General features: G+C 72.7%; 18 protein-coding genes and 1 pseudogene. 17 read left to right on the forward strand and 2 right to left on the reverse strand.

Features of this window, described 5'->3' with window-relative positions:
• Positions 1–104: 104 nt before the first annotated feature.
• Positions 105–581: a MarR family winged helix-turn-helix transcriptional regulator gene (locus ACWCXH_RS36305; protein ID WP_449805776.1), complete on the reverse strand. Its 477-nt coding sequence runs from the start codon at positions 579–581 to the stop codon at positions 105–107.
• 127 nt (positions 582–708) lie between these two features.
• Here ACWCXH_RS36305 and ACWCXH_RS36310 point away from each other — a divergent pair, with 127 nt between their 5' ends.
• The 7 genes from ACWCXH_RS36310 to ACWCXH_RS36340 all read left to right on the forward strand — a co-directional run bounded on the left by ACWCXH_RS36310 (position 709) and on the right by ACWCXH_RS36340 (position 10,000).
• A complete protein-coding gene (locus tag ACWCXH_RS36310) occupies positions 709–2,214 on the forward strand; it encodes an FAD-dependent monooxygenase (RefSeq protein ID WP_449805777.1) in 1,506 nt (501 codons plus the stop codon).
• Positions 2,215–2,245: 31 nt separating this feature from the next.
• Positions 2,246–3,250 carry a methyltransferase gene (locus ACWCXH_RS36315; protein ID WP_449805778.1) on the forward strand — a complete coding sequence of 335 codons (1,005 nt, stop codon included), beginning with the start codon at positions 2,246–2,248 and terminating at the stop codon, positions 3,248–3,250.
• Positions 3,251–3,339: 89 nt separating this feature from the next.
• Positions 3,340–4,314, forward strand: coding sequence for a quinone oxidoreductase family protein (locus ACWCXH_RS36320; protein WP_449805779.1), 975 nt, complete (start codon positions 3,340–3,342; stop codon positions 4,312–4,314).
• A gap of 100 nt (positions 4,315–4,414) precedes the next feature.
• Entirely contained in the window at positions 4,415–5,392 is a 978-nt protein-coding gene (locus tag ACWCXH_RS36325) for a quinone oxidoreductase family protein (protein WP_449805780.1), read from the forward strand.
• A gap of 189 nt (positions 5,393–5,581) precedes the next feature.
• Positions 5,582–7,180 carry an MDR family MFS transporter gene (locus ACWCXH_RS36330; protein ID WP_449805781.1) on the forward strand — a complete coding sequence of 533 codons (1,599 nt, stop codon included), beginning with the start codon at positions 5,582–5,584 and terminating at the stop codon, positions 7,178–7,180.
• 178 nt (positions 7,181–7,358) lie between these two features.
• Complete coding sequence (locus ACWCXH_RS36335; RefSeq protein ID WP_449805782.1) at positions 7,359–8,399, forward strand: methyltransferase; 1,041 nt, start codon at positions 7,359–7,361, stop codon at positions 8,397–8,399.
• Entirely contained in the window at positions 8,309–10,000 is a 1,692-nt protein-coding gene (locus ACWCXH_RS36340; RefSeq protein WP_449805800.1) for an FAD-dependent oxidoreductase, read from the forward strand. The genes ACWCXH_RS36335 and ACWCXH_RS36340 overlap by 91 nt, the downstream gene beginning before the upstream one ends.
• A 55-nt stretch (positions 10,001–10,055) precedes the next feature.
• Here ACWCXH_RS36340 and ACWCXH_RS36345 read toward each other — a convergent pair whose 3' ends face one another.
• Positions 10,056–11,648 (reverse strand): FAD-dependent monooxygenase, encoded by a 1,593-nt coding sequence (locus ACWCXH_RS36345; protein ID WP_449805783.1) that lies wholly within the window; start codon positions 11,646–11,648, stop codon positions 10,056–10,058.
• Between the two features lie 211 nt (positions 11,649–11,859).
• Here ACWCXH_RS36345 and ACWCXH_RS36350 point away from each other — a divergent pair, with 211 nt between their 5' ends.
• The 10 genes and pseudogenes from ACWCXH_RS36350 to ACWCXH_RS36395 form a co-directional block, all read left to right on the forward strand.
• Positions 11,860–12,297, forward strand: a complete 438-nt coding sequence (locus tag ACWCXH_RS36350; RefSeq protein ID WP_449805784.1) for an anthrone oxygenase family protein — start codon at positions 11,860–11,862, stop codon at positions 12,295–12,297.
• On the forward strand, positions 12,294–12,830 hold the full coding sequence (locus tag ACWCXH_RS36355; protein ID WP_449805785.1) for a hypothetical protein: 537 nt from the start codon (positions 12,294–12,296) through the stop codon (positions 12,828–12,830). The genes ACWCXH_RS36350 and ACWCXH_RS36355 overlap by 4 nt, the downstream gene beginning before the upstream one ends.
• Positions 12,827–14,698, forward strand: coding sequence for an asparagine synthase (glutamine-hydrolyzing) (asnB, locus tag ACWCXH_RS36360; protein ID WP_449805786.1), 1,872 nt, complete (start codon positions 12,827–12,829; stop codon positions 14,696–14,698). The genes ACWCXH_RS36355 and asnB overlap by 4 nt, the downstream gene beginning before the upstream one ends.
• A 304-nt stretch (positions 14,699–15,002) precedes the next feature.
• Complete coding sequence (locus ACWCXH_RS36365; RefSeq protein WP_449805787.1) at positions 15,003–16,943, forward strand: BTAD domain-containing putative transcriptional regulator; 1,941 nt, start codon at positions 15,003–15,005, stop codon at positions 16,941–16,943.
• 189 nt (positions 16,944–17,132) lie between these two features.
• Positions 17,133–17,504, forward strand: a complete 372-nt coding sequence (locus ACWCXH_RS36370; RefSeq protein WP_449805788.1) for a TcmI family type II polyketide cyclase — start codon at positions 17,133–17,135, stop codon at positions 17,502–17,504.
• Positions 17,501–17,926, forward strand: a complete 426-nt coding sequence (locus ACWCXH_RS36375; RefSeq protein ID WP_449805789.1) for a cupin domain-containing protein — start codon at positions 17,501–17,503, stop codon at positions 17,924–17,926. Before ACWCXH_RS36370 ends, ACWCXH_RS36375 begins: the two co-directional genes overlap by 4 nt.
• Entirely contained in the window at positions 17,923–19,194 is a 1,272-nt protein-coding gene (locus tag ACWCXH_RS36380; protein ID WP_449805790.1) for a beta-ketoacyl-[acyl-carrier-protein] synthase family protein, read from the forward strand. The genes ACWCXH_RS36375 and ACWCXH_RS36380 overlap by 4 nt, the downstream gene beginning before the upstream one ends.
• Positions 19,191–20,453 carry a ketosynthase chain-length factor gene (locus ACWCXH_RS36385; protein WP_449805791.1) on the forward strand — a complete coding sequence of 421 codons (1,263 nt, stop codon included), beginning with the start codon at positions 19,191–19,193 and terminating at the stop codon, positions 20,451–20,453. The genes ACWCXH_RS36380 and ACWCXH_RS36385 overlap by 4 nt, the downstream gene beginning before the upstream one ends.
• A 26-nt stretch (positions 20,454–20,479) precedes the next feature.
• Positions 20,480–20,743 (forward strand): acyl carrier protein, encoded by a 264-nt coding sequence (locus ACWCXH_RS36390; protein WP_449805792.1) that lies wholly within the window; start codon positions 20,480–20,482, stop codon positions 20,741–20,743.
• A pseudogene (locus tag ACWCXH_RS36395) lies at positions 20,743–21,198 on the forward strand (SRPBCC family protein); the annotation flags it as partial. The gene ACWCXH_RS36390 and the pseudogene ACWCXH_RS36395, both read left to right, overlap by 1 nt.
• Position 21,199 lies beyond the last annotated feature (1 nt).

Here is a 21,199-nt window from a genome sequence, read left to right on the forward strand (position 1 = left end):
GCCCGGCGTCCCCGTCCTGCTCGCCGATCCCCGATCCCCGGACCGAAGGGCCTGGTCGACGGATCCCTCGCCCGCTCCTGCCGACGGATCTCCGGCGCAGGACGCTAGCTGCCGCTCTGCAGTTCGCTGATGGAGTCCACGTACTTGATCAGCAGCCGGGCGAACTCCACCCGCTCATCGTCGGGCCAGTCCTGGGTGATCCGCTCGAAGGCGGAACGCTGGTGGCTGCGGAAGCGGGCCAGCATCTCGTGGCCGTCGACGGAGAGCTGAAGGATGGTGCGGCGACCGTCCTCCTGTGAGGCCGCACGCACCAGGTAGCCGGCCGAGATGCAGTCGGAGACCATCCGGCTGGCCACCGACGGGTCGACAGCGAGCCGCTCGGCGACCACGCCGACCGTGATCTCCTGGCCGTCGTACTCGGGGCCGTCATGGACGATGTTGAGCACCAGCGTCCGGGTCATGTCCTTGCGGGACACCTGCTTCTCGACGTTCAGCGCCGCCGTGCGGCGCAGGCGTGAGAACGCCACGCCGACGGCGTCGAGCAGGTCGGCCGCGCGTGGGCTCTCGGTCGAAGTCTCCATGCTGCACATCCTAAGCGAGTTGATTGCAGCGCACGAGCATCTGTATGCTCGCAAATGACTGCATGACGTAAGGCACATATATCAGAACATGCACCTACATGTTCGCCTGGATACGTAAGGAGGGGCCATGCGATCGGATCAGGACTACGACGTCCTCGTGGTGGGCGGCGGGCCGGTAGGTCTGCTGCTCGCCGCAGAACTGCGAATATCCCGCGTGCGGGCGCTCGTACTGGAGCGGCTACCCGAGCGCTCGCCGCATTCCAAGGCCTTCGGGCTGCACGCCCGCTCCCTGGAGTCGCTGGACCGCCGCGGCCTGCTCAAGCGGTTCAAGGAGGGGGCCCGCTCCTGGAACAACGGCCACTTCGCCGGTCTGGACGCCTGGGTGGACTTCTCCACCCTCGACAGCGCGCACGGCTACGCGCTGCTCTCCGAGCAGGCCCGCACCGAGCGGCTGCTGGAGGAACGCGCCCTGGAGGTCGGCGCCGAGATCCGGCGCGGCCACGAGGTGACCGCCGCCCGGCAGGACGCGGACGGCGTCGAGCTGGAGGTCACCGGCCCGGACGGCCCGTACACGCTGCGCGCCAAGTACCTGGTCGGCTGCGACGGCGGGCGCAGCCTGGTCCGCAAGGCGGCCGGCATCGACTTCCCCGGCACCGGCGGCCGGGTCACCGCCCGGCTCGGCGACGTCCGGCTGGCCGACCCCGAGAACGCCCCGATGGGCATGGAGCGGACCGAGCGCGGCCTGCTGTTCTGCGTCCCGCTCGACGACACCTACCACCGGATCGCCACCTTCGACTTCGAGCAGGGCAAGGAGCCCGGCTCGGAACTCACCATGGACGAACTCACCGCCAGCCTGCGGGAGATCTGGGGCGACGACCTGGGCGCCCGCGACGCCCGGTGGCTGTCCTGGTTCACCGACTCCGCCTGCCAGGCCGAGCGGTACCGGGAGGGCCGCATCCTGCTGGCCGGCGACGCCGCCCACACCCACTTCCCGGTCGGTGGCCAGGGCCTCAACCTCGGCCTGCAGGACGCGCTCAACCTCGGCTGGAAGCTGGCCGCCACCGTGCACGGCTGGGCCTCCGAGGGCCTGCTGGACAGCTACGACCGGGAGCGGCAGGCGCCGGCCCGCAAGGTGCTGGCCAACACCCGGGCCCAGATCGCCCTGATGAACCCCGACCCGTACGTCACCGAACTGCGCGAGCTGTTCACCGACCTGATGCGCAAGGAACAGGTCAACCGGCACCTGGCCGAGATGCTCAGCGGCGTCACCGTCCGGTACCGGCTCGCCGGCCCCGAGCACCGGCTGCTCGGCGACTTCGCCCGCGACCTGGAGCTGCGCACCGACGACGGCAAGAGCACCCTGCCCACGTACCTCAAGCGCGGCACCGGCCTGCTGCTCGACCTGGCGGCCCGCCCGGAGCTGGCCGAGGTCTACCAGGAGTGGGCCGACGGCGTCTCCTGGAACGGCCGGGTGCAGCACGTCGCGGCCGAGTGCGACCAGGAGCCCGGCCTGGCCGGCCTGCTGGTCCGCCCCGACGGCTACGTGGCCTGGGCCGCCGACCGGGACGCCTCGGTCGAGGAGCTCCGCGACGGGCTGCGCGAGGCGCTCGCCCGCTGGTTCGGCACGGTCTGACCTCCCCCAACCACCCCGAGGAGCAAGCGACGTGAGCAAGCCGCCGTGGGCCACCGACCTGCTGGCCAAGACCGACCTGATCACCCCGATGAGCATCCGAGTGGCGGCCGCGCTCCGGCTGTCCGACCACATGGCGGCCGGCGCGGTCACCGTCGATGCGCTCGCCAAGGCCGCCGACGTCAACCCGCTGGCGCTCCGCAGGCTGCTCAACCACCTGGTGGGCGCCGGGCTCTACCGCCTCGCCGGCGACGGCGAGTACGCGATGACCGAGCTCGGCGACCAGCTCCGCTCGGACCGGCCGGATTCCGGCCGGGCCTGGCTGGCCGTGGACGGGCCGGTCGGCCGGGGCGACCTCGCCTTCTTCCGCCTGCTGGAGGCGGTGACCACCGGAGGGTCGGTCTACGCCTCGATGTACGGGCAGGACTTCTGGCAGGACGTCGAGGCCGATCCGGAGCTGACCGCTTCGTTCGCCGCCCGGATGGCCGCCAACATGCAGTGGGCGATCCCGGCGCTGCTGGAGAAGGCCGACTGGACCGGCGTGCGCCGGGTGGTGGACGTCGGCGGCGGCAGCGGTGCGATCGTGGCCGCGGTGGTCGACCACCTGCCGGACGCCGAGGGCACCCTGCTCGACCTGGCGGGCCCGGCCGAGACGGCCCGGGCGGACTTCGCCGCGGCCGGGCTGGCCGACCGCTGTACGGCGGTCACCGGCAGCTTCTTCGACCCGCTGCCGGCCGGCGCCGACGTCTACCTGCTCTCCAACGTGCTGCTCAACTGGGACGACGAGCAGGCGACCGCGATCCTGCGGCGCTGCGCCGAGGCGGCCGCTGCGAACGGCCGGGTCCTGGTGGTCGAGGGCCTGCTCGACGTCCAGACCAACCAGACCGAGCTCGACCTGCGGATGCTCGTCTACCTGAACGGCCGGATGCGGACCAGCGACGAGCTGCGCCGGCTCGGCGCGGCGGCCGGCCTGGAGCTGGGCACGGTCGTCGACCTGAACGCGGACCGCTCGCTGAGCCAGTTCACCGTCCGGCGTTAGGCCCTGACCGCCCGCCGCCGCGCCCGCACCACCACACCCCGCACAACCGCATCAACCGCATTACCAACACAGTCAGCCAGGAGAACCACATGCGTATCGTCCGACACCACAGCTTCGGCGCCCCCTCGGTCCTGCGGGTCGAGGAGGGCACCAAGCCGCAGCCCGGCCCGGGGGAGGTACTGGTCCGAGCCGAGGCGATCGGGGTCAACTTCGCCGAGGTGCAGCGCCGCCAGGGCATCCCGGTCGGCGGCCCGGCCACCCTGCCCGGCTCGCCGGGCGCCGACGTCGCGGGCACCGTCGAGGCCCTCGGCGAGGGCGTCACCGGGGTCAAGATCGGTGACCGGGTGGTCACCGGGGTGGCCCATGACGGCTATGCGGAGTACGTGACCGCCCCGGCCGACTGGCTGTTCGCCATCCCGGCGGGGCTGGACGCCGGCCAGGCCACCTCGCTGCCCATCCCGGGGCAGACCGCCTACCACGTGATCGCCACCGCGGCCCGGCTGCAGCCGGGCGAGTCGGTGCTGATCACGGCTGCCGCGGGTGGCATCGGCCACCTGCTGGTGCAGCTCGCCAAGGCGCTCGGGGCCGGTCAGGTGATCGCGGCCGCGAGCGGCCCGGAGAAGGCCGAGTTCGCCCGCTCGCTCGGGGCCGACGTGGCGATCGACTACCGCGCGGAGGACTGGGCCGAGCAGATCTCGGCGGCCACCGACGGCCGAGGCGTGGACATCGTGCTGGAGACCGTCGGCGGCGACGTCCTGCGGTCCTGCGTGCCGCTGCTGGCCCAGTTCGGCCGGATGGTGGTGTACGGCACCGCCAGTGGTGACGTGCCGTCGGTGAACATCATGGACATCTTCGACAACCGCACGGTGACGGGTTTCAGCATGTGGGGCCTGATGCGCCGTCCGGAGGTGATGGAGGCAGGCGCGAAGCACCTGCTCGAGCTGGTCGCCTCCGGCCAGGTGAAGCCCGCCGTGCACGCCAAGCTCCCGCTCGAACAGGCCGACAAGGCCCACGAGCTGATGGAGGCCCGGGCCCAGCTCGGCCGCGTCGTCCTGGTGCCCTGAGGTCGGACCGGCGCAGAGTCCTGCGCGACTCGCACAAATATGCAATCAGCACATGCATGCGCAATATCATGCACGTGCACATGCCACAGAGGGGGAACCCATGCGAATCGTCCGCCACTACGAGCACGGAGCGCCGTCGGTGCTGCGTGTCGAGGAGGCGGAGAAGCCGCAGCCCGGACCGGGCCACGTGCTGATCCGCACCGAGGCCATCGGTGTCACCTACGCCGAGGTCCAGCGCCGCCAGGGCATCCCGATCGGCGGTCACGCCGGTCTGCCCGGCGCCCCCGGGGGCGATGTCGCAGGCACCGTCGAGGCGGTCGGCGGGGGCGTCACCAACGTCCGGGTCGGCGACCGGGTGGTCGTGGACGTGGACCACAGCGCCTACGCCGACTACGTGACGGCCGACGCCGCCTGGCTGATCACCGTCCCGCAGGACATGGACGCCGCCGAGGCCACCCTGCTGCCCAGCCCCGCCCAGACCGCGTACCACGCGCTCAAGGAGGCCGGCCAGCTCAAGCCCGGTGAGACCGTGCTGATCGACGCCGCATCCGGCGGGGTCGGCCACCTCGCGGTGCAGATCGCCAAGGCGATGGGGGCCGGCAAGGTGATCGCCACCGCCAGCACCGCGGCCAAGCTGGACTTCGTCCGCTCCCTCGGTGCCGACGTGGCGATCAACTACACCGACGCCGACTGGGACGAGCAGGTCCGGGCCGCCACCGACGGCCGCGGTGCGGACGTCGTGCTGGAGACCGTCGGCGGCGACGTCCTCACCAAGAGCGTCGAGCTGACCGCCCAGTTCGGCCGGCTGGTCTTCTACGGCTCGGCCAGCGGCGACATCCAGCCGGTCAACCCTCTGATGCTGAGCAGGATGAAGACCGTGGCGGGCTTCGCGCTCTACGCCATGCTCTACAACCGGCCGGAGGCCATCGCCGCGGGTCAGCGCGACCTGCTGGAGATGATCCGGACCGGTCGGGTCAAGCCGGTCGTCCACGAGCGCCTGCCGCTCGAGGACGCCGTCAAGGCCCACGAGTTGATGGAGGCCCGGGCCCAGCTCGGCAAGGTCGTCCTGGTGCCCTGACCTCCCCTCGGACCGGTGGCCGGCCGCGGCGCCCCCGTACGCGGCCGGCCACCCTGCACTCTCATATCCCCTGGTCGGGCAGGCCCGAGATGACACCGGTCGAGCGGCGGCCGGCAGGTCGGGGATGAGCTCCACCCGCGGCGGCGAGACCGCCCGCAGCCCCCTGGTCCCCTCTCGAAAGGCAAACCCGTGTCAGCTCCGACCACCGGGCCGGACGGAGGGCAGGCCGCAGCGGCCCTGTCCACCGGCACCCGGATCAAGCCGGTGATCTTCGCCTGCATGCTCGCCATCTTCCTGGGCATGCTGGACTCCCAGGTGGTGGCCACCGCCCTGCCACGGATCGTCGGGGACCTGGGCGGTCTCGGCCTGTTCGGCTGGGTGACCACCGCCTACATCATCACCAGCAGCGTCACCACGCCGATCTACGGCAAGCTCGGCGACCTGTTCGGCCGCAAGACCGTGTTCCTGGTCGCCATCGTGGTGTTCCTCACCGGCTCGCTGCTCAGCGGCGCCGCCCAGTCGATGGAGCAGCTGATCGCCTTCCGGGTGGTCCAGGGCCTGGGCGCGGGCGGCCTGTTCGTCTCGGTACTGGCGATCATCGGCGAGCTGTTCAGCCCGCGCGAGGGCGCCAAGTACTACGGCATGTTCGGCGTGGTCTTCGCCGGCGCCGCGCTGGCCGGACCTGCGGTCGGCGGGGTGCTCACCGACCTGCTCAGCTGGCACTGGGTGTTCCTGGTCAACCTGCCGGTGGGCCTGGTGGTGCTCGGCATGCTGATCACCTTCCTGCACCTGCCGCCGAAGACCAGGCAGGCGAAGATCGACTACGCCGGGTCCCTCACCCTCAGCGGCTCCATCGTGGCGCTCACCCTGCTGGCCAGCTGGGGCGGCGTCAAGTACGACTGGATCTCGCCGCAGATCCTCGGCCTGGCCGCCGTCGCGGTGCTGCTCGGCGCGCTGTTCGTGGCCGCCGAGAAGCGGGCCGCCGAGCCGGTGATCCCGCTGCACCTGTTCCGGGACTCGACCTTCTCGGTCAGTGTGCTGGTCAGCGCCGCCGCCGGCGTGGTCTTCCTCGGCGCGGTGGTCTTCCTCGCGCTGTACGTCCAGGTGGCCACCGGGGCCACCCCGACCATGTCCGGCGTGGTGCTGCTGCCGATGATGGGCGGTCTGGTCACCGCCTCGATGGTCAGCACCAAGCTGATCACCAGGAGCGGCCACTACAAGTGGTACCCGGTGGCGAGCATGGCCGTCGGCATCGTCGCCGCCCTGCTGTTCTCCACCATGGACACCGGGACGCCGCGGGCCGTGGTGATCTCCTACATGCTGCTGTTCGGCATCGCGGCCGGCCTGAACATGCAGGTGCTGACCATGGCGGCGCAGAACACCGCCCCGCGCGACGACATCGGCGCGGTGCACGCCACCGTGTCGTTCGCCCGCCAGCTCGGCAGCACGCTCGGGATCTCGGTGTTCGCCGCGATCTTCTACAGCCGGCTGACCGACGAGCTGGCCACCCGGGTACCGGCCGGCGCGCTGAACGGGGTGTCCACCGACTCGCTCACCTCGCACGAGGCGCTGGGCAAGCTGGCGGACTCCACCCGCCACGCGGTCGAGCAGGCCTACGGGGTGTCGATCACCCGGGTCTTCCTGGCCACGATCCCGGTGCTGGCGGTCGGCCTGGTCTGCGCACTGCTGATGAAGGACCTCCCGCTGCGCACCTGGGGCGGCCACGGCGGCGACCCCGAGGGCGGCCACGACGACAGCCACGGGCAGCGCGCCGAACAGCACTCCTGACGTACCGCCACTCGCTCCACGGGCCGCCTGCCGGACACCTCCGGCAGGCGGCCCGTCGGCGTTCCGGCCCACCCCGCCCCGGGGCCGCCGCGGTTACAGCGGGCTTCGAGCCCGCCTCGACAGCCGCCCGCGATGGTCTGGGCAGAACCTGATGAGACCGATGACCCAGGAGGCGTGTGTGACGACGACCGAGGACCCGACGACGGCCGGACAGGTGGACCCCGGCCCGCTGATCCGGCTGACCATCGCCGACTGCGCGGCCAAGGTGCTGCACAGCGCCGTCACGCTCGGCGTGTTCGACGCGCTGGCCACCGGGCCCGCCAAGGCCGCCCAGGTGGCCGAGCGCACCGGGTTGCACGCGCGGATGGCGGACGACTTCCTCGACGCACTGACCGGTCTCGGTCTGCTGGAGCGGACCGGCGACCTGTACCGCAACGGCCCCCTGGCGCAGGCCTACCTGGTGCCGGGCTCCGGCTCCTACCTGGGCGGCTTCGTGGAGCTCACCAACGAGACCCTGTACGGGACCTGGGGCCGGCTCAGCGAGGCGCTGCGCACCGGCGAGCCGCAGCACCTGGATCCGGACAAGGGCGGCTTCGTCGGTGACCGGCACCAGGACCCGGGCAAGATGAAGCGATTCCTGGCCGGGCTGGACGCGTACAGCGACCGGATGGGCGCCGAACTGGCCCGCCGGATCGACTGGGCTCGGTACGGCTCGTTCGTGGACCTGGGCGGCGCCCGGGGCAACCTGGCCGCCGTACTGACCCGGGCTCACCCGCACCTGACGGCGACCTGCTTCGACCTGGAGCGGACCAGGCCGCTGTTCACCGAGCACATCGGCCGGCTCGGCCTGGCCGACCGGGTGTCCTTCGTCGGCGGCGACTTCTTCGCCGACGACCTGCCGCAGGCCGACGTGGTCGTGCTCGGCCACATCCTGCACGGCTTCGACACCGACCGGCGGCGGGAGCTGCTGCGCAGGGTGTTCGCCGCGGTCCGGCCGGGCGGTGCGGTGCTGGTCTACGACCGGATGATCGACGACGACCGGCGCGACCCGGAGCGACTGCTGAGCAGCCTGCACATGCGGCTGGTCAGCCCGGACGGCTCCGAGTACCGGGTCGGCGACTGCCAGGCCTGGCTCCGGGAGGCCGGCTTCGCCGACGGCACGGCCGAGCCGATGCTCGGCACCCACACCCTGGTGACGGCTTTCAAGGAGGCGGAGTGAACGAGCAGCGGTCATCCGTCCTGATCGTCGGCGGCGGGCTGACCGGCCTGTCGGCGGCGGTGTTCCTGGCGCGGCACGGCATCCGGGCCACCCTGGTCGAACGGCATCCGGACACCAGCACGCACCCGAAGGCCCGGGCGATCAACCCGCGCACCATGGAGCTGTACCGCGCGGTCGGCATCGAGGAGCTGGTCCGGGCCGGGCGCTCGCCGATCTCCGGCAACACCGACCTGGTGCACGTGGAGACGCTGGCCGGGGCGGAGCGGGTGCGGATGCCCAACGCGACGCCCGAGGACATCGGCCGGATCAGCCCGACCCAGTGGACCCTGATCGACCAGAACCAGCTGGAGCCGATCCTGCGGGCGCGGGCCGTCGAGGTCGGCGTCGACGTCCGGTTTCACACCCGGGTGGACGCGGTGGCGGAGGAGCGGGACGGGGTGCGGGTCCAGGTCACCGATCTGGCCGCCGGCCGCTCGGAGGAGCTCCGGGCCGAGTACCTGATCGCGGCGGACGGCAGCCGCAGTCCGCTGCGCGAGTTGCTCTCGATCGGCGCGGCCGGCCCCGGCACCATCACCAACCTGGTCTCGGTGTTCTTCGAGGCGGACCTGACCGAGGCGCTGCGCGGCCGCCGGATCATCGCCGCGTACGTCAACAACCCCGAGGTCCGAGGCACCCTGATCCCGATCGACAACGACCGGCGCTGGGTGCTCAACGTCTCCTACTTCCCGGACCGCGGGCAGCGGGCCGAGGACTTCACCGAGGAGCACTGCACGGCGGTGATCCGGGCCGCGGTCGGGGTGCCGGAACTGGCGCTCAAGGTGGAGTCCACCCACCTGCCGTCCTGGGACATCTCGGCCCGGGTCGCGGACGCGTTCGCCACCCGCCGGGTGTTCGTGGCCGGTGACGCCGCCCACGTCATGCCGCCGACCGGCGCGTTCGGGGCCAGCACCGGTATCCAGGACGCGTACAACCTGGCCTGGAAGCTCGCCCTGGTGCTGCGCGGCCAGGCCGGCCCGGGGCTGCTGAAGAGCTACCAGGCCGAGCGCCGCCCGGTCGCGGAGCAGACGGTGCGCCAGGCGATGCTGCGGTTCGCGGTGCGGGAGGGCAAACAGTTCCAGGACGTGGCCCAGGAACTGCTGGACGAGACCACGGTGACCTTCGGCTACTGCTACCCGGCGGGGGCGTTCGCCGCCGAGCCCGGCGCGGGCGGCGAGCCGTTCGAGGACCCGGCGCGCCCGACCGGCCGGCCGGGGGCCCGGGCGCCGCACGTGGTGCTGGAAGGGCCGGACGGCCCGCTGTCCTGCCTCGACCTGTTCGGCGAGGGCTTCGTCCTGCTGGCCGACGCCGCGGCGGGCGACTGGACGGCGCGGGCGCAGGACGAGGCCGAGCGGCTCGGCGTGCCGCTGACGGTGCACCGGGTCGGCCCGGACGGCGATTTCACCGACCCGAACGGGGTGTTCCCGGCCCGGTACGGGCTGCCGTTCGGCGGCGCCAGCCTGGTCCGTCCGGACGGCTTCGTGGCCTGGCGCTCCACCGGCCGCGACGCCGCCCCCGGCGAGGCGGTGGCCGAGGCGCTGCGGCAGCTGCTCGACCGCGACTGAACCGACGTACGGTGAAGGGGCGCCCGGCATGCCGGGCGCCCCTTCACCGTACCCGTCAGGGCCGGAGCAGCCGGGTCAGCACCGCGCCGAGGGTCTCGGCCGGATCGGCCGGGAGCTCAGCGGTCCGCCAGGCGATGAACCCGTCCGGCCGGACCAGAGCGGCCCCGGCCGGGCCGACCCCGTACGCCTTGAGGAACCGCTCGACGGTCTCCGGCGGCTCCGCCGCGCCGACCCGGTGGGCCGTCAGGTCCAGGCCGGTGGCAGCCCCGACGGCCGCCGCGGCGAGCTCCCAGTCGGACCCGGCCGGGCCGGTCAGCAGCTGGAAGCCGCCGGTCAGCAGGTCGTGCAGCGGGACGGTCCGGCCGTCCACCAGCAACGGCAGATGGGCGGCCCGCGTGCCGGGACGGCCGGAGGGGACCATCGGATCCTCGACCGGGGCGCCGTCGTCCGGGCCGTCCTCGCCGAGCACCGCGCAGGAGCGGTAGACCTGCCCGAACAGCACGGTGGTCTCCGGACGGTGCCGGGCGGCCACCTCGGCGTCCAGCCCGCTGCGTTGCAGGTAGCGGATCACCGCCTGCTCGACGGTGAACTCGGCGACCGGCGCCCGCTCCTGCTCGTAGCTGTCCAGCAGCCCGGGGCCGGCCTGGCCGCGCAACACCAGGGCCAGCTTCCAGGCCAGGTTGTGCGCGTCCTGGATGCCCATGTTGCCGCCGAAGCCGCCGGTCGGCGGCATCACGTGCACGCAGTCCCCGGCCAGCAGCACCCGCCCGGCCCGGAACCGGTCGGCGACCCGAGCGGCGATCTCCCAGCTGGTGGCGGACTCCACCTCGACCGCCAGGTCCGGCACCCCGACCGCGGCCCGGACCAGCGCCACGCACTCCTCGACCGGGTAGTCCTGGTGGCTCGCCTCCGGCGGCAGGCTCGGAGCCAGCACCCAGCGGTCCGAGGCTGGGCCGCCGAGCCGGCCCAGCACACCCTTGACCCGGTCGCTGCTCACGAAGCAGAGGAAGAACGTCCGCCCCGCGACATACGGGTCGAGGTCCGCACGGAAGACCACGCTCATCTGCCGTCCCAGCACGCCCCGGCCATGCGCGCCGATCCCCAGGCCGTCCCGGATCTCGGCCCGGAAGCCGTCGGCGGCCACCAGGTACCGGCTGCGCACGGTCCGCTCGGTGCCGTCCCGCAGGTCGCGCAGCACCGCGGTGACGCCGTCGGCGTCCTGGCGGTGGCTCACCAGCTCGGTGCCGAACCGGATGTCCGCGCCCAGTTCGCGGGCCCGGTCGAGGAGCACCGGCTCCAGCCGGTCCTGCCCGATCAGGGTCCAGCCGGTGGTGCCGACCTCGTTCGGGTCGTGCCGGAACGGGCCGTCGAACCGGCCGAGTTCGGCCCCGGTCAACGACTCGACCTGGAGGACGTCGCCGTACTGGGCACCGGGCGTCTCGCGGTCGCGCACCCGCTGCTCCAGGCCGAGGGCCCGCAGCAGCTCCATGGTGCGCGGGCTGGCCGCCTGCGCCCGGGGGTGTGCCGAGACCGCGGTGTGCCGCTCCACCAGGATCGGGCGGATGCCCTGCCCGGCCAGGAAGAGAGCCTGGGCCAGGCCCACCATGCTGCCGCCCACGATCAGGACATCGGTCGTCTCGTCGGCCATGTCCGCTCCTTTCGGTTGCCTGTGTTCGAGCCCCTGTCGGGCGCAGCGAACACCGGACCGCTGGAACCGGGCTGGTGGGACGGGCGAGCCGCGGGCCGCGCACCGCCGCCGCCCCCCAGAGGGATTCGAGCGCTCTCCCAGCCGGGCCGGTGATGCTCCGTCATGTACCGGTCGGAACGGACGAGGGGTGACGGGGACCGTGGTGGAAACCATGAGCGTGGCGGTGCTGGTGGGCACCGGGCTGGTGGCGGGCGTGTTGTTCGCGGTCGCGATCAGCGTGATGCCCGCGCTGATCGCGATGACGCCGGAGCGGTATGTGGCCACCCACAAACTGCTCGGGCGGTACTACGACCGGATCATGCCGTTCGTGGTGACCGGCTCCGCACTGATCGACGTGGTGCTGGCGGTCCGGGCCGCCGGCACCCCCAGGCTGCTGTTCGGCGCCGCGGCGCTGTGCATGGTGGGGGTGGCGGTGGTGTCGCAGACCAGGAACGTGCCGATCAACCGGCGGGTCAAGGCCACCGAGCCGGCCGACCTCGGCCCCGACTGGCAGGACCCCCGGCCGCAGTGGCGGGACTGGCACCTGGTGCGCACCTGCTGCGCGGCCGCCGGCTGCACCCTGACCGCGGCCGCGGTGGTGCTGTCGTGAGCGGCGGCACCGTCCGGCGGGCGCTGCCCACGGGCCCGGAGCGGGCCGAGGCAGACGGCCGGATGCGCGAGTTGCTCTCCCGGGCCGACCCGGGGCCGGTGGCGCAGCACCTCGCGCTGCTGCACTTCACCGGTCGTCGCAGCGGACGCCCGTACACCGTGCCAGCCGGGGTGCACCGGCTGGGCAACGGCCTGGTGGTCGCCACCGGCAGCGGCTGGCGGCACAACTTCGCGGGCGGCGCGGCGGGCGAGCTGACCTGGCGCGGCCGGCGCGGCCCGGTCCGCTACCGGCTGGCCGAGGACGCCGAACGGACCGCGGGCGGCTATCTGGAGTTGTACCACCGCTACGGCGAGACGGCCGGGCGGCGGTTGGGAATCACGGTCACCGGCACCCCGGACCTGGCCGCGTTCCGCGCCGCCGTGACGGCCCACGGCCTGGCCCTGGTGGACGTGACACCGGACGCGGACACCTGGGGCTGGAGCCCGGGCCTGAGCCGCACCGAAATCGGACTCGACGAGAGGACAACGCAATGAGCGGGATCACGGGGTGGGTGGACTTCGAGCGGGACGCGGCCGGGCAGGCCGACACCCTCCGGGCCATGTCCGCGGTACTGGCGCACCGCGGGCCGGACGGCGTCGGCGAGTGGGCCGAGGGGCCGGCCGCGCTGGCACACCGGCGGCTCGCGCTGCTCGACCTCGAACAGGGCGGGCAGCCCGCGGTGTTCGGCGACGGCGGCCGCCCGGTGGCGGTGCTGACGCTCGACGGGGCGATCACCAACCACGTCGAACTGGCCGCCGAACTGGCCGGCCGGGGACACCGGTTGAGGAGCCGTTCGGACGCCGAGGTGGCACTGCACGCCTATCTGGAGTGGGGCGCCGACTTCCTCCCCCGGCTGGAGGGGCTGTTCGCGCTCGCGGTCTGGGACGCCCGCCGCCAGGAGCTGCTGCTGGCCCGCGACCGGCTCGGTGTCAAGCCGCTCTGCTACTTCCCGACCGCGGCCGGGGCCCTGTTCGGCTCCGAGCCGAAGGCGCTGCTGGCCCACCCGGCGGTCCGCCCGGTGGTGGACCCGGACGGGCTGCGCGAGCTCTTCGCGCACAGCCGCAAGCCGGGCACCGGCGTGTTCCGGGGCATGCGCGAGGTGCTGCCCGGCCATCGGCTGACGGTCCGTAGGGAGGGTGTCACCGAACAGCGCTACTGGTCGCTGCCGGCCCGGCCGCACACCGACAGCCCAGAGACCACGGTAACGACGGTGCGGGAGCTGCTCGCCGACGCGGTGGCCCGGCACCTGCGGGCGGATGTCCCGGTGGGCGCGATGCTCTCCGGCGGCATCGACTCCAGCGCGCTGACCGCGCTGGCCCAGCGGACCCTGCGGGAGTCCGGTGGTGGCCAACTGCGCACCTTCTCGGTCAACTTCACCGGCTACACCGAGAACTTCCAGCCGCACCCGACCATGCGGGCCACCCCGGACGCCCCGTTCGCCGAGCTGGCCGCCCGGCACATCGGCACCGCGCACACCGAGATCCTGCTGGACACCGCCGCGCTGGCCGACCGCCAGGTGCACGCGGCCGCGCTGCGCAGCCAGGACGGGCCCTCGCCGCTCGGCGACATGGACGTCTCGCTGCTGCTGTTCTTCGCCGAGCTGCGCCGGGCGGGGGTGACCGCCGTGCTGTCCGGTGAGACCGCCGACGAGGTGTTCAACGGCTACTTCTGGGCGTACGACCCGGATCACAGCAACTCCCGGACCTTCCCGTGGGTCTCGTTCGAGCGCGGGCACGACGCGGCGGCCGGCGGGCTCGGCTGCTCGCTGGTGGACCTCGGGCTGCGCAAGGAGCTGGACTTCCTGGAGTACGCCGACCAGCACTACCGCGACGCGCTGGCCGAGGTACCGCACGTGCCCGGCGAGAGCCAGGCCGAGCGCCGGGCCCGCGAGGTCACCTACCTGGCGCTGACCCGCTGGGCGCCGACCCACCTGGACCGGGCGGACCGGATGAGCATGGCACACGGCGTGCAGCTGCGGCCGCCGTTCTGCGACCGGGCGCTGGTGGAGTACGTCTACAATGTGCCGGCCGAGCTGAAGCGGGTGAACGGCCAGGAGAAGAGCCTGCTCCGGGCAGCGGTTGCCGACCTGCTGCCGGAGCCGGTGCTGAACCGGCGCAAGAGCGCCTACCCGACCACCCAGGAGGCGGAGTACGGGGAGCGGCTGCGGGCCCGGTTCGCCGAGCTGGCGGCCGACCGAGGGGCGGCGGTCGCGCCGCTGCTGGACACCGCCGCGACCAAGACCGCGCTGGCTTCGGGCAGCGCGCCCAGTGGGGCGTTCGCCTGGGTGGAGCGGGCCAGCATGGAAATGATGATCCAGCTCGACACCTGGCTGACCGAGTACCGGGTGGACCTCCAGCTCTGATCCGGCGGCCTAAAGCCTCGCCACCGCATTCGTCCTGATTTCATTCGCGAATGGCTCGAAATTGAGCACTCTTGCCATATACGATCATGGTGAATATGGTGTAAGCGAACAGGCGATTACCAACTCGGGGCTTGCATTGTCCGTACCGCCGCCGCCACAGCCTCGGCGGCGCCCACGGGTGGCCTTCGATTCAGTCGAGGCGGCCATTGCCGTCCAGGGGGAGGGTAAATAGGTCAGATAACGACTGTTCCCGTGCGCTCGGCCCGATTGTCAGGCGTAAATGTGGCTGAAATGAGGATTTTCCATGCTGGAGATTGGAATTCTGGGCTCACTTCGAGTATGCCGTGACGGCGAGGATGTCACCCCGTCCGCTCCCAAGCTGCGTCAGGTGCTGGTACTGCTGGTACTCAACGCCAACACCCTGGTCAGTGCCGACCAGCTGTGCGAGGAACTCTGGGAGGACAATCCTCCGCTCAGCGCGTTGACCACCCTTCAAACCTACATCTACCAGCTACGCCGTCGACTGCGGCTGGCCACCGGGCAGAACGGCGCGCCGTTCGCGTCCTGCCCGCCGCACGGCCGCCCCGCCCTGCTCACCAGGGTCGGCGGCTACGAGCTCCAGCTCGAGGACAAGCAGGCGGTCGACGCCTACCGCTTCCAGCAGCTGGTGGAGCGCGGCCGCGCCGAGCAGCGGGCCGGCCTGCCCGAGCAGGAGGCCGGAACCCTCGCCGAGGCGCTGCGGATCTGGCAGGGCCAGGCGCTGGTCGACGTGACCGGCAGCCGACGGCTTTCCGCCTGGTCCGCCCAGCTGGAGGAGCGCCGCCGCGGCGCGATGGAGCGGCGGTTCGCGATCGAGCTGGAACTCGGGCGACACCACGCGGTGTTGGACGAGCTCTCGGCGGCCTTCCGGGCCCACACGACCCACGAAGCGTTCGCCGACCAGCTGATGCGGGCCCTGCACCGGGACGGCCGCCGGCCGGAGGCGCTGGACGTCTTCCGCACCCTGCGCGCCCGGCTGGTGGACGACCTCGGGCTGGAACCCTCGACCGCCCTGCAGCAGCTGCACCAGGAGGTACTGGCCGACCGCGGCCAGCCCGCCGCCCCGGTGAAGACCGGTACCGGGCGCCCGGTGGCGAACCCGCTGGGCCACCTCGGACCGGCCCAGCTCCCGGCCGACATCGACAACTTCGTCGGACGCGAGGCCGAGCTCGACGAGCTGGCGGCCTACCTGGGCGATACCCGGCGGGCCGAGACCGGCACCAGGGTGGTGGAGGTGCACGGAGCCCCCGGTGTAGGCAAGACCGCGTTCGCGATCCGCGCCGCCCACCGGCTCCGGCGGCACTTCCCGGACGGCCAGCTCTACATCGACCTGTCCGCGGTGGGAAACGGCACCGCCCAGCTTGCCGAGGCCCTGGCGGCCGCCCTGAGCGCGTGCGGACTGCGCCGCGAGGAGCTGCCCACCGGCCTGGACGACCTCAGCCGGCTGCTGCGCAGCTGGACCGCCGACCGCCGGGTGCTCGTGGTGGTCGACGACGTGCTCGCCGTCTCCCAGCTGCGCGCCTTCATCCCGGGCGGCTCGGGATGTGCGGTGATCGCCACCAACCGGTACCAGGTGAACAGCCTCGGCACCGGTCGCAGGGTGGTGCTGTCCGCGCTCTCCACGGACGAGTCGCTGCGGCTGTACAACCGGGCCGCCGCCGGGCGGCGCTGGCAGGACGAACCAGCCGCGGTGCACGAGCTGCTGCGGATGTGCGAGGGGCTGCCGCTGGTGGTCCGCGCGGCCGCGGCCCGGCTCGCGGCCCGACCCGGCTGGTCGGCGGCCCGGCTGGTCGAGAGGCTCCACCGGAACCAGTCGGCGCTGCTCGGTCAGCCGGCCGACACCCACTCGCTGGTCAGCACCGTGGAGTCGAGCTACCGTCATCTGTCCGATGAGCACCAGGAGTTACTGCACCTCCTGGCGGAACGCAACCGCAGGTGCTGGCGGGCGGACGACGCGGCGACGCTGCTTTCTCGGCGAGCGGAGGACGCCGAGCTGCTGCTGGAGGACCTGGTGGACGTGCACCTGGTGGACGAGCTGCCGGTCAGCGCCGAGGACCGGCACTCCGGGGCCGCACCGATGTACACCGTGCCGCGGCTCACCCGGCAGGCCCTGCTGCTGCTCCGGGGCGACGACGCCCCGGCCGTCGACCCCCGGTACGAGCCGGCCAAGACCGTCCTGCTCGCCCGCCCGGGCGTCCCCGGCTGACCCGAACCACCCGACCGACCCTGGCCCGTCGCGCCGCCCGGCGCGACGGGCCGTCGTGCGTCCAGGGGCGGGTCGTCGTACGACCGGGGCCGGGCCGGTCGCGCCCAGCGGGCCTCCAGAGGGCTTCGAGAGTCCCTCGAACACCGCCCACCAGCATGAGTCGGGTAGCAACGAGCAACGGAGGGCATCGTGCATCGAACGCTGATCGTGGCGAGGATGGACCTCGCCGACGCCGAGGGCGTAGCGCAGGTCTTCGCCGACTCGGACAGTACCGAACTTCCCCATCTGGTAGGTGTGTCGAGGCGAACCCTGTTCGCCTTCCACAACCTGTACTTCCACCTGGTGGAGGCCGAGCAGGACATCGCGCCCAATCTGTACCGGGCGCGCAGCCACCCGAGGTATCAGGAGATCAACACCCGGCTGGGTGAGTTCATCTCGCCGTTCGACCCGAACTGGCGGGAGCCCAGGGACGCGATGGCCGTCCCGTTCTACTCCTGGACGCCGGACGGCGGCGCGGAGATCACCCGCCCGACCCGCGCCAACCTGGGCGGTGCCGCATGAGCACCCCCACGGTCAAGGTGGCGGCCGACGCGGTCGAGGCGAACACCAAGCGTGGCGGCGACATCCGGGTCACCCTCAGCCCCAGGACAGTGGGTTGCAGTTCGGGCTTCGGCGGGCGGCTCACGCTGGCCCCGGGCGAGTACGTCACCGAACACCTGCACCCCTACTCCGAGGAGTTCCTGCACATCGTCCGGGGCCACCTGGAGATGAGGCTGGACGACCGGCCGGTGCAACTCAGCGCCGGTGACTCGCTGCTGGTGCCGATCGGAGCGCGGCACCGGCTGGTCAACATCGGCACCGAGCAGGCCGAGGCGGTGTTCCACCTCTCGCCGCTGGCCCCCCGGCCGGAGCTCGGCCACATCGACACCGAGCAGCCCCTGGACGCCGGCGCCGGGAACCCGGACGTCGGGGGGTCGCGGTGATCAGACGAGCCGTCATCACCGGTGTCGGGGTGGTCGCGCCGGGTGGCATCGGCCGGCAGGCCTACTGGGACCTGCTGTCGGCGGGCCGCACGGCAACCCGCCGAATCAGCCTGTTCGACCCGGCGGGCTTCCGCTCGCAGGTCGCCGCCGAGTGCGACTTCGACCCGCAGGCGGCCGGGCTCGGCCCCCGGGAGATCCGGCGGATGGATCGGGCCGCCCAGTTCGCCGTGGTGGCGGCGCGGGAGGCGGTCGCCGACAGCGGTGTCGACCTGGCCGCCACCGACCCCGGCCGGGTGGCCGTTTCGGTCGGCAGCGCGGTCGGCTGCACGATGGGCCTGGAGGAGGAGTACGCGGTGCTCTCCGACCACGGCCGAGACTGGCTGGTGGACCACAGCTACGGTGTCCCGCACCTGTACGGCTACATGGTGCCCAGTTCGATGGCGGTCGAGGTGGCCTGGGAGGTCGGGGCCGAAGGGCCGGTGGCGCTGGTCTCCACCGGCTGCACCTCGGGCCTGGACGCGATCGGGCACGGCGTGCAGTTGATCGAGGAGGGCAGCGCCGACGTGGTGCTGGCCGGGGCCACCGACGCTCCGCTGTCGCCGATCACGCTGGCCTGCTTCGACGCCATCAAGGCGACCACCCCCAACAACGGCGATCCGGAGCACGCCTCGCGGCCCTTCGACGGCCGGCGCGATGGCTTCGTGCTGGGCGAGGGCTCGGCGGTGCTGGTGATCGAGGAGGAAGCTGCCGCCCGGCGCCGGGGTGCCATCGTGTACGCGGAGATCCTCGGCTTCGCCGGGCGCAGCAACGCCTTCCACATGACCGGACTCAAGCCGGACGGCCGGGAGATGGCCGAAGCGATCCGGGTCGCGATGGACCGCGCCAGGGTCGACCCGGCCGACATCGACTACATCAACGCGCACGGCTCCGGCACCAAGCAGAACGACCGGCACGAGACCGCAGCGTTCAAGCGCAGCCTCGGGCACCGGGCGTACGAGGTGCCGGTGAGCTCGATCAAGTCGATGATCGGTCACTCACTGGGTGCCATCGGCTCCCTGGAGATCGCCGCCTGCGCGCTGGCACTGCGCCACCAGGTGGTGCCGCCGACCGCCAACCTCGCGGTGCCCGACCCGGAGTGCGATCTGGACTACGTGCCGGTGACGGCGCGCGAGCAGCGTTTGGACCGGGTGCTCAGCGTGGGCAGCGGGTTCGGCGGCTTCCAGACCGCGATGGTGCTCGGCCGGCCGACCGCGGGGGTGGCCGCATGACCGCCTCGGGCATCGGTAGCGGACGGCCCGGACCGGCCGTGGTGACCGGGATCGGCGTGGTGGCCCCGACCGGGGTCGGGACCCGGCAGCACTGGGAGTCGGTGCTCGCGGGAAAGAGCGGCCTCGGCCGGATCACCCGGTTCGACGCCGCGGGCTACCCGGTCAGCGTGGCCGGTGAGGTGCCCGGTTTCGCCACCTCGGCGGAGGTGCCGGGCCGGCTGGTCCCGCAGACCGACCGTTTCACCCACTTCGCGCTGGCCGCCGCGGCCGCCGCGCTGGACGATGCCGGTGCCGATCCGGCCACCCTGCCCGAGTACGAGATGGCGGTGGTGAGCGCGAGCTCCTCCGGCGGCACCGAGTTCGGCCAGCACGAGATGGAGCGGCTGTACCAGCAGGGCTCGTCCTGGGTCAGCGCCTACCAGTCGATCGCCTGGTTCTACGCGGCGACCACCGGTCAGGTCTCCATCCGGCACGGCATGCGCGGCCCGTGCGGCGTGCTCTGCTGCGAGCAGGCCGGTGGCCTGGACGCGATCGGGCAGGCCCGGCGGCTGCTGGACTCCGGCTCCCGGCTGGTGGTCAGCGGCGGCACCGACGCTTCGCTCTGCCCGTACGGGCTGGTGGCCCAGCTGTCGACGGGCGGGCTGTCCACCGAGGGCGACCCGGCCCGCGCGTACCTGCCGTTCGACCAGGACGCGGCCGGCTTCGTTCCGGGTGAGGGCGGCGCCTTCCTGGTGGTGGAGAACGCCGCCGGGGCGGCCGAGCGCGGCGCCTCGCCCTACGGCGAACTGCTGGGCTACGCCGCCGGGTTCGACCCGCCACCCGGCTCGGACCGGCCGCCGGTGATGGCCACCGTGATCCGCCGCGCGCTGGCCGACGCGGATCTCCCCGCCACGGCGGTGGACATGGTGTTCGCGGACGCGTCCGGTCTGCCGGAACAGGACCTGGCCGAGGCCCGGGCGATCGCCGAGGTCTTCGGCCCCGGCGGCGTGCCGGTGACCGCACCGAAGACCCTGACCGGTCGGCTCTACGCCGGCGGCGCGGCGCTGGACACCGCCACCGCGCTGCTCGCGCTGCGGGCCGGCCTGATCCCGCACACCGCGGGGCTGACCCACCCCGCCCCCGGCTACGAGATCGACCTGGTGCTGGACCGCCCCCGGCGGACCGACCCGCGCACCGCCCTGGTGCTGGCCCGTGGCCACGGCGGCTTCACCTCCGCGCTGCTGGTCGGCGCCAGTGAACGCCGACACCCCACGAAATGATCCGAAACGACGAAAGGCGGCTGCTGATGGCACAGTTCACGATGGAGGACCTGCTGCGGATCCTGCGCGCGGGTGCCGGTGCGGACGAGCGGAGCGAATCGGACGGCAGGGACCTCGCGGACGTGCCGTTCGTCGACCTGGGCTACGACTCGCTGGCCCTGCTGGAGCTGGCCAGCCGGGTGGAGCGGGAGTACGGCTTCACCATCCCTGACGGCGAGGTCGGGCAGAAGGAGACGCCGCGTCAGATGATCGACTACGTCAACTCCCGGCTGGCCGAGGTGGCCCGCTGATGGCCGGGCGCACCGACAACGCGATCACCATCGACGCCCCGATGGAGCTGGTCTGGTCGATGACCAACGACGTGGCCCAGTGGCCGCGGCTGTTCAGCGAGTACGCCAGTGCCGAAGTCCTGGAGCGGGACGGGGACACCCTGCGGTTCCGGCTCGCGCTGCACCCGGACGAGAACGGCCAGGTGTGGAGCTGGGTCTCCGAGCGGACCCCCGACCCGCGCACCAGGACGGTTCGGGCCCGCCGGGTGGAGACCGGCCCGTTCGAGCACATGGACATCCGCTGGGAGTATGCCCAGCAGGCCGACGGGGTCCGGATGCGCTGGGTGCAGGACTTCGCCATGAAGCCCGGCGCCCCGCTGGACGACGCCGGGATGACCGACCGGCTCAACCGCAACACCCTGGTCCAGATGCGGCTGATCAAGGCCAAGGTGGAGGCCGCCGCCCGGGCCGACCGGC

It is taken from the genome of Kitasatospora sp. NPDC001660, assembly GCF_053596725.1.

Bases quoted from the DNA above. Each gene is read 5' to 3' on its own strand.
- ACWCXH_RS36320 (WP_449805779.1), top strand. From the start codon at position 3,340: ATGCGTATCGTCCGACACCACAGCTTCGGCGCCCCCTCGGTCCTGCGG.
- ACWCXH_RS36305 (WP_449805776.1), bottom strand. From the start codon at position 581: ATGGAGACTTCGACCGAGAGCCCACGCGCGGCCGACCTGCTCGACGCC.
- ACWCXH_RS36375 (WP_449805789.1), top strand. From the start codon at position 17,501: ATGAGCACCCCCACGGTCAAGGTGGCGGCCGACGCGGTCGAGGCGAAC.
- asnB (WP_449805786.1), top strand. From the start codon at position 12,827: ATGAGCGGGATCACGGGGTGGGTGGACTTCGAGCGGGACGCGGCCGGG.
- ACWCXH_RS36310 (WP_449805777.1), top strand. From the start codon at position 709: ATGCGATCGGATCAGGACTACGACGTCCTCGTGGTGGGCGGCGGGCCG.
- ACWCXH_RS36390 (WP_449805792.1), top strand. From the start codon at position 20,480: ATGGCACAGTTCACGATGGAGGACCTGCTGCGGATCCTGCGCGCGGGT.
- ACWCXH_RS36365 (WP_449805787.1), top strand. From the start codon at position 15,003: ATGCTGGAGATTGGAATTCTGGGCTCACTTCGAGTATGCCGTGACGGC.
- ACWCXH_RS36350 (WP_449805784.1), top strand. From the start codon at position 11,860: ATGAGCGTGGCGGTGCTGGTGGGCACCGGGCTGGTGGCGGGCGTGTTG.
- ACWCXH_RS36345 (WP_449805783.1), bottom strand. From the start codon at position 11,648: ATGGCCGACGAGACGACCGATGTCCTGATCGTGGGCGGCAGCATGGTG.
- ACWCXH_RS36325 (WP_449805780.1), top strand. From the start codon at position 4,415: ATGCGAATCGTCCGCCACTACGAGCACGGAGCGCCGTCGGTGCTGCGT.
- ACWCXH_RS36385 (WP_449805791.1), top strand. From the start codon at position 19,191: ATGACCGCCTCGGGCATCGGTAGCGGACGGCCCGGACCGGCCGTGGTG.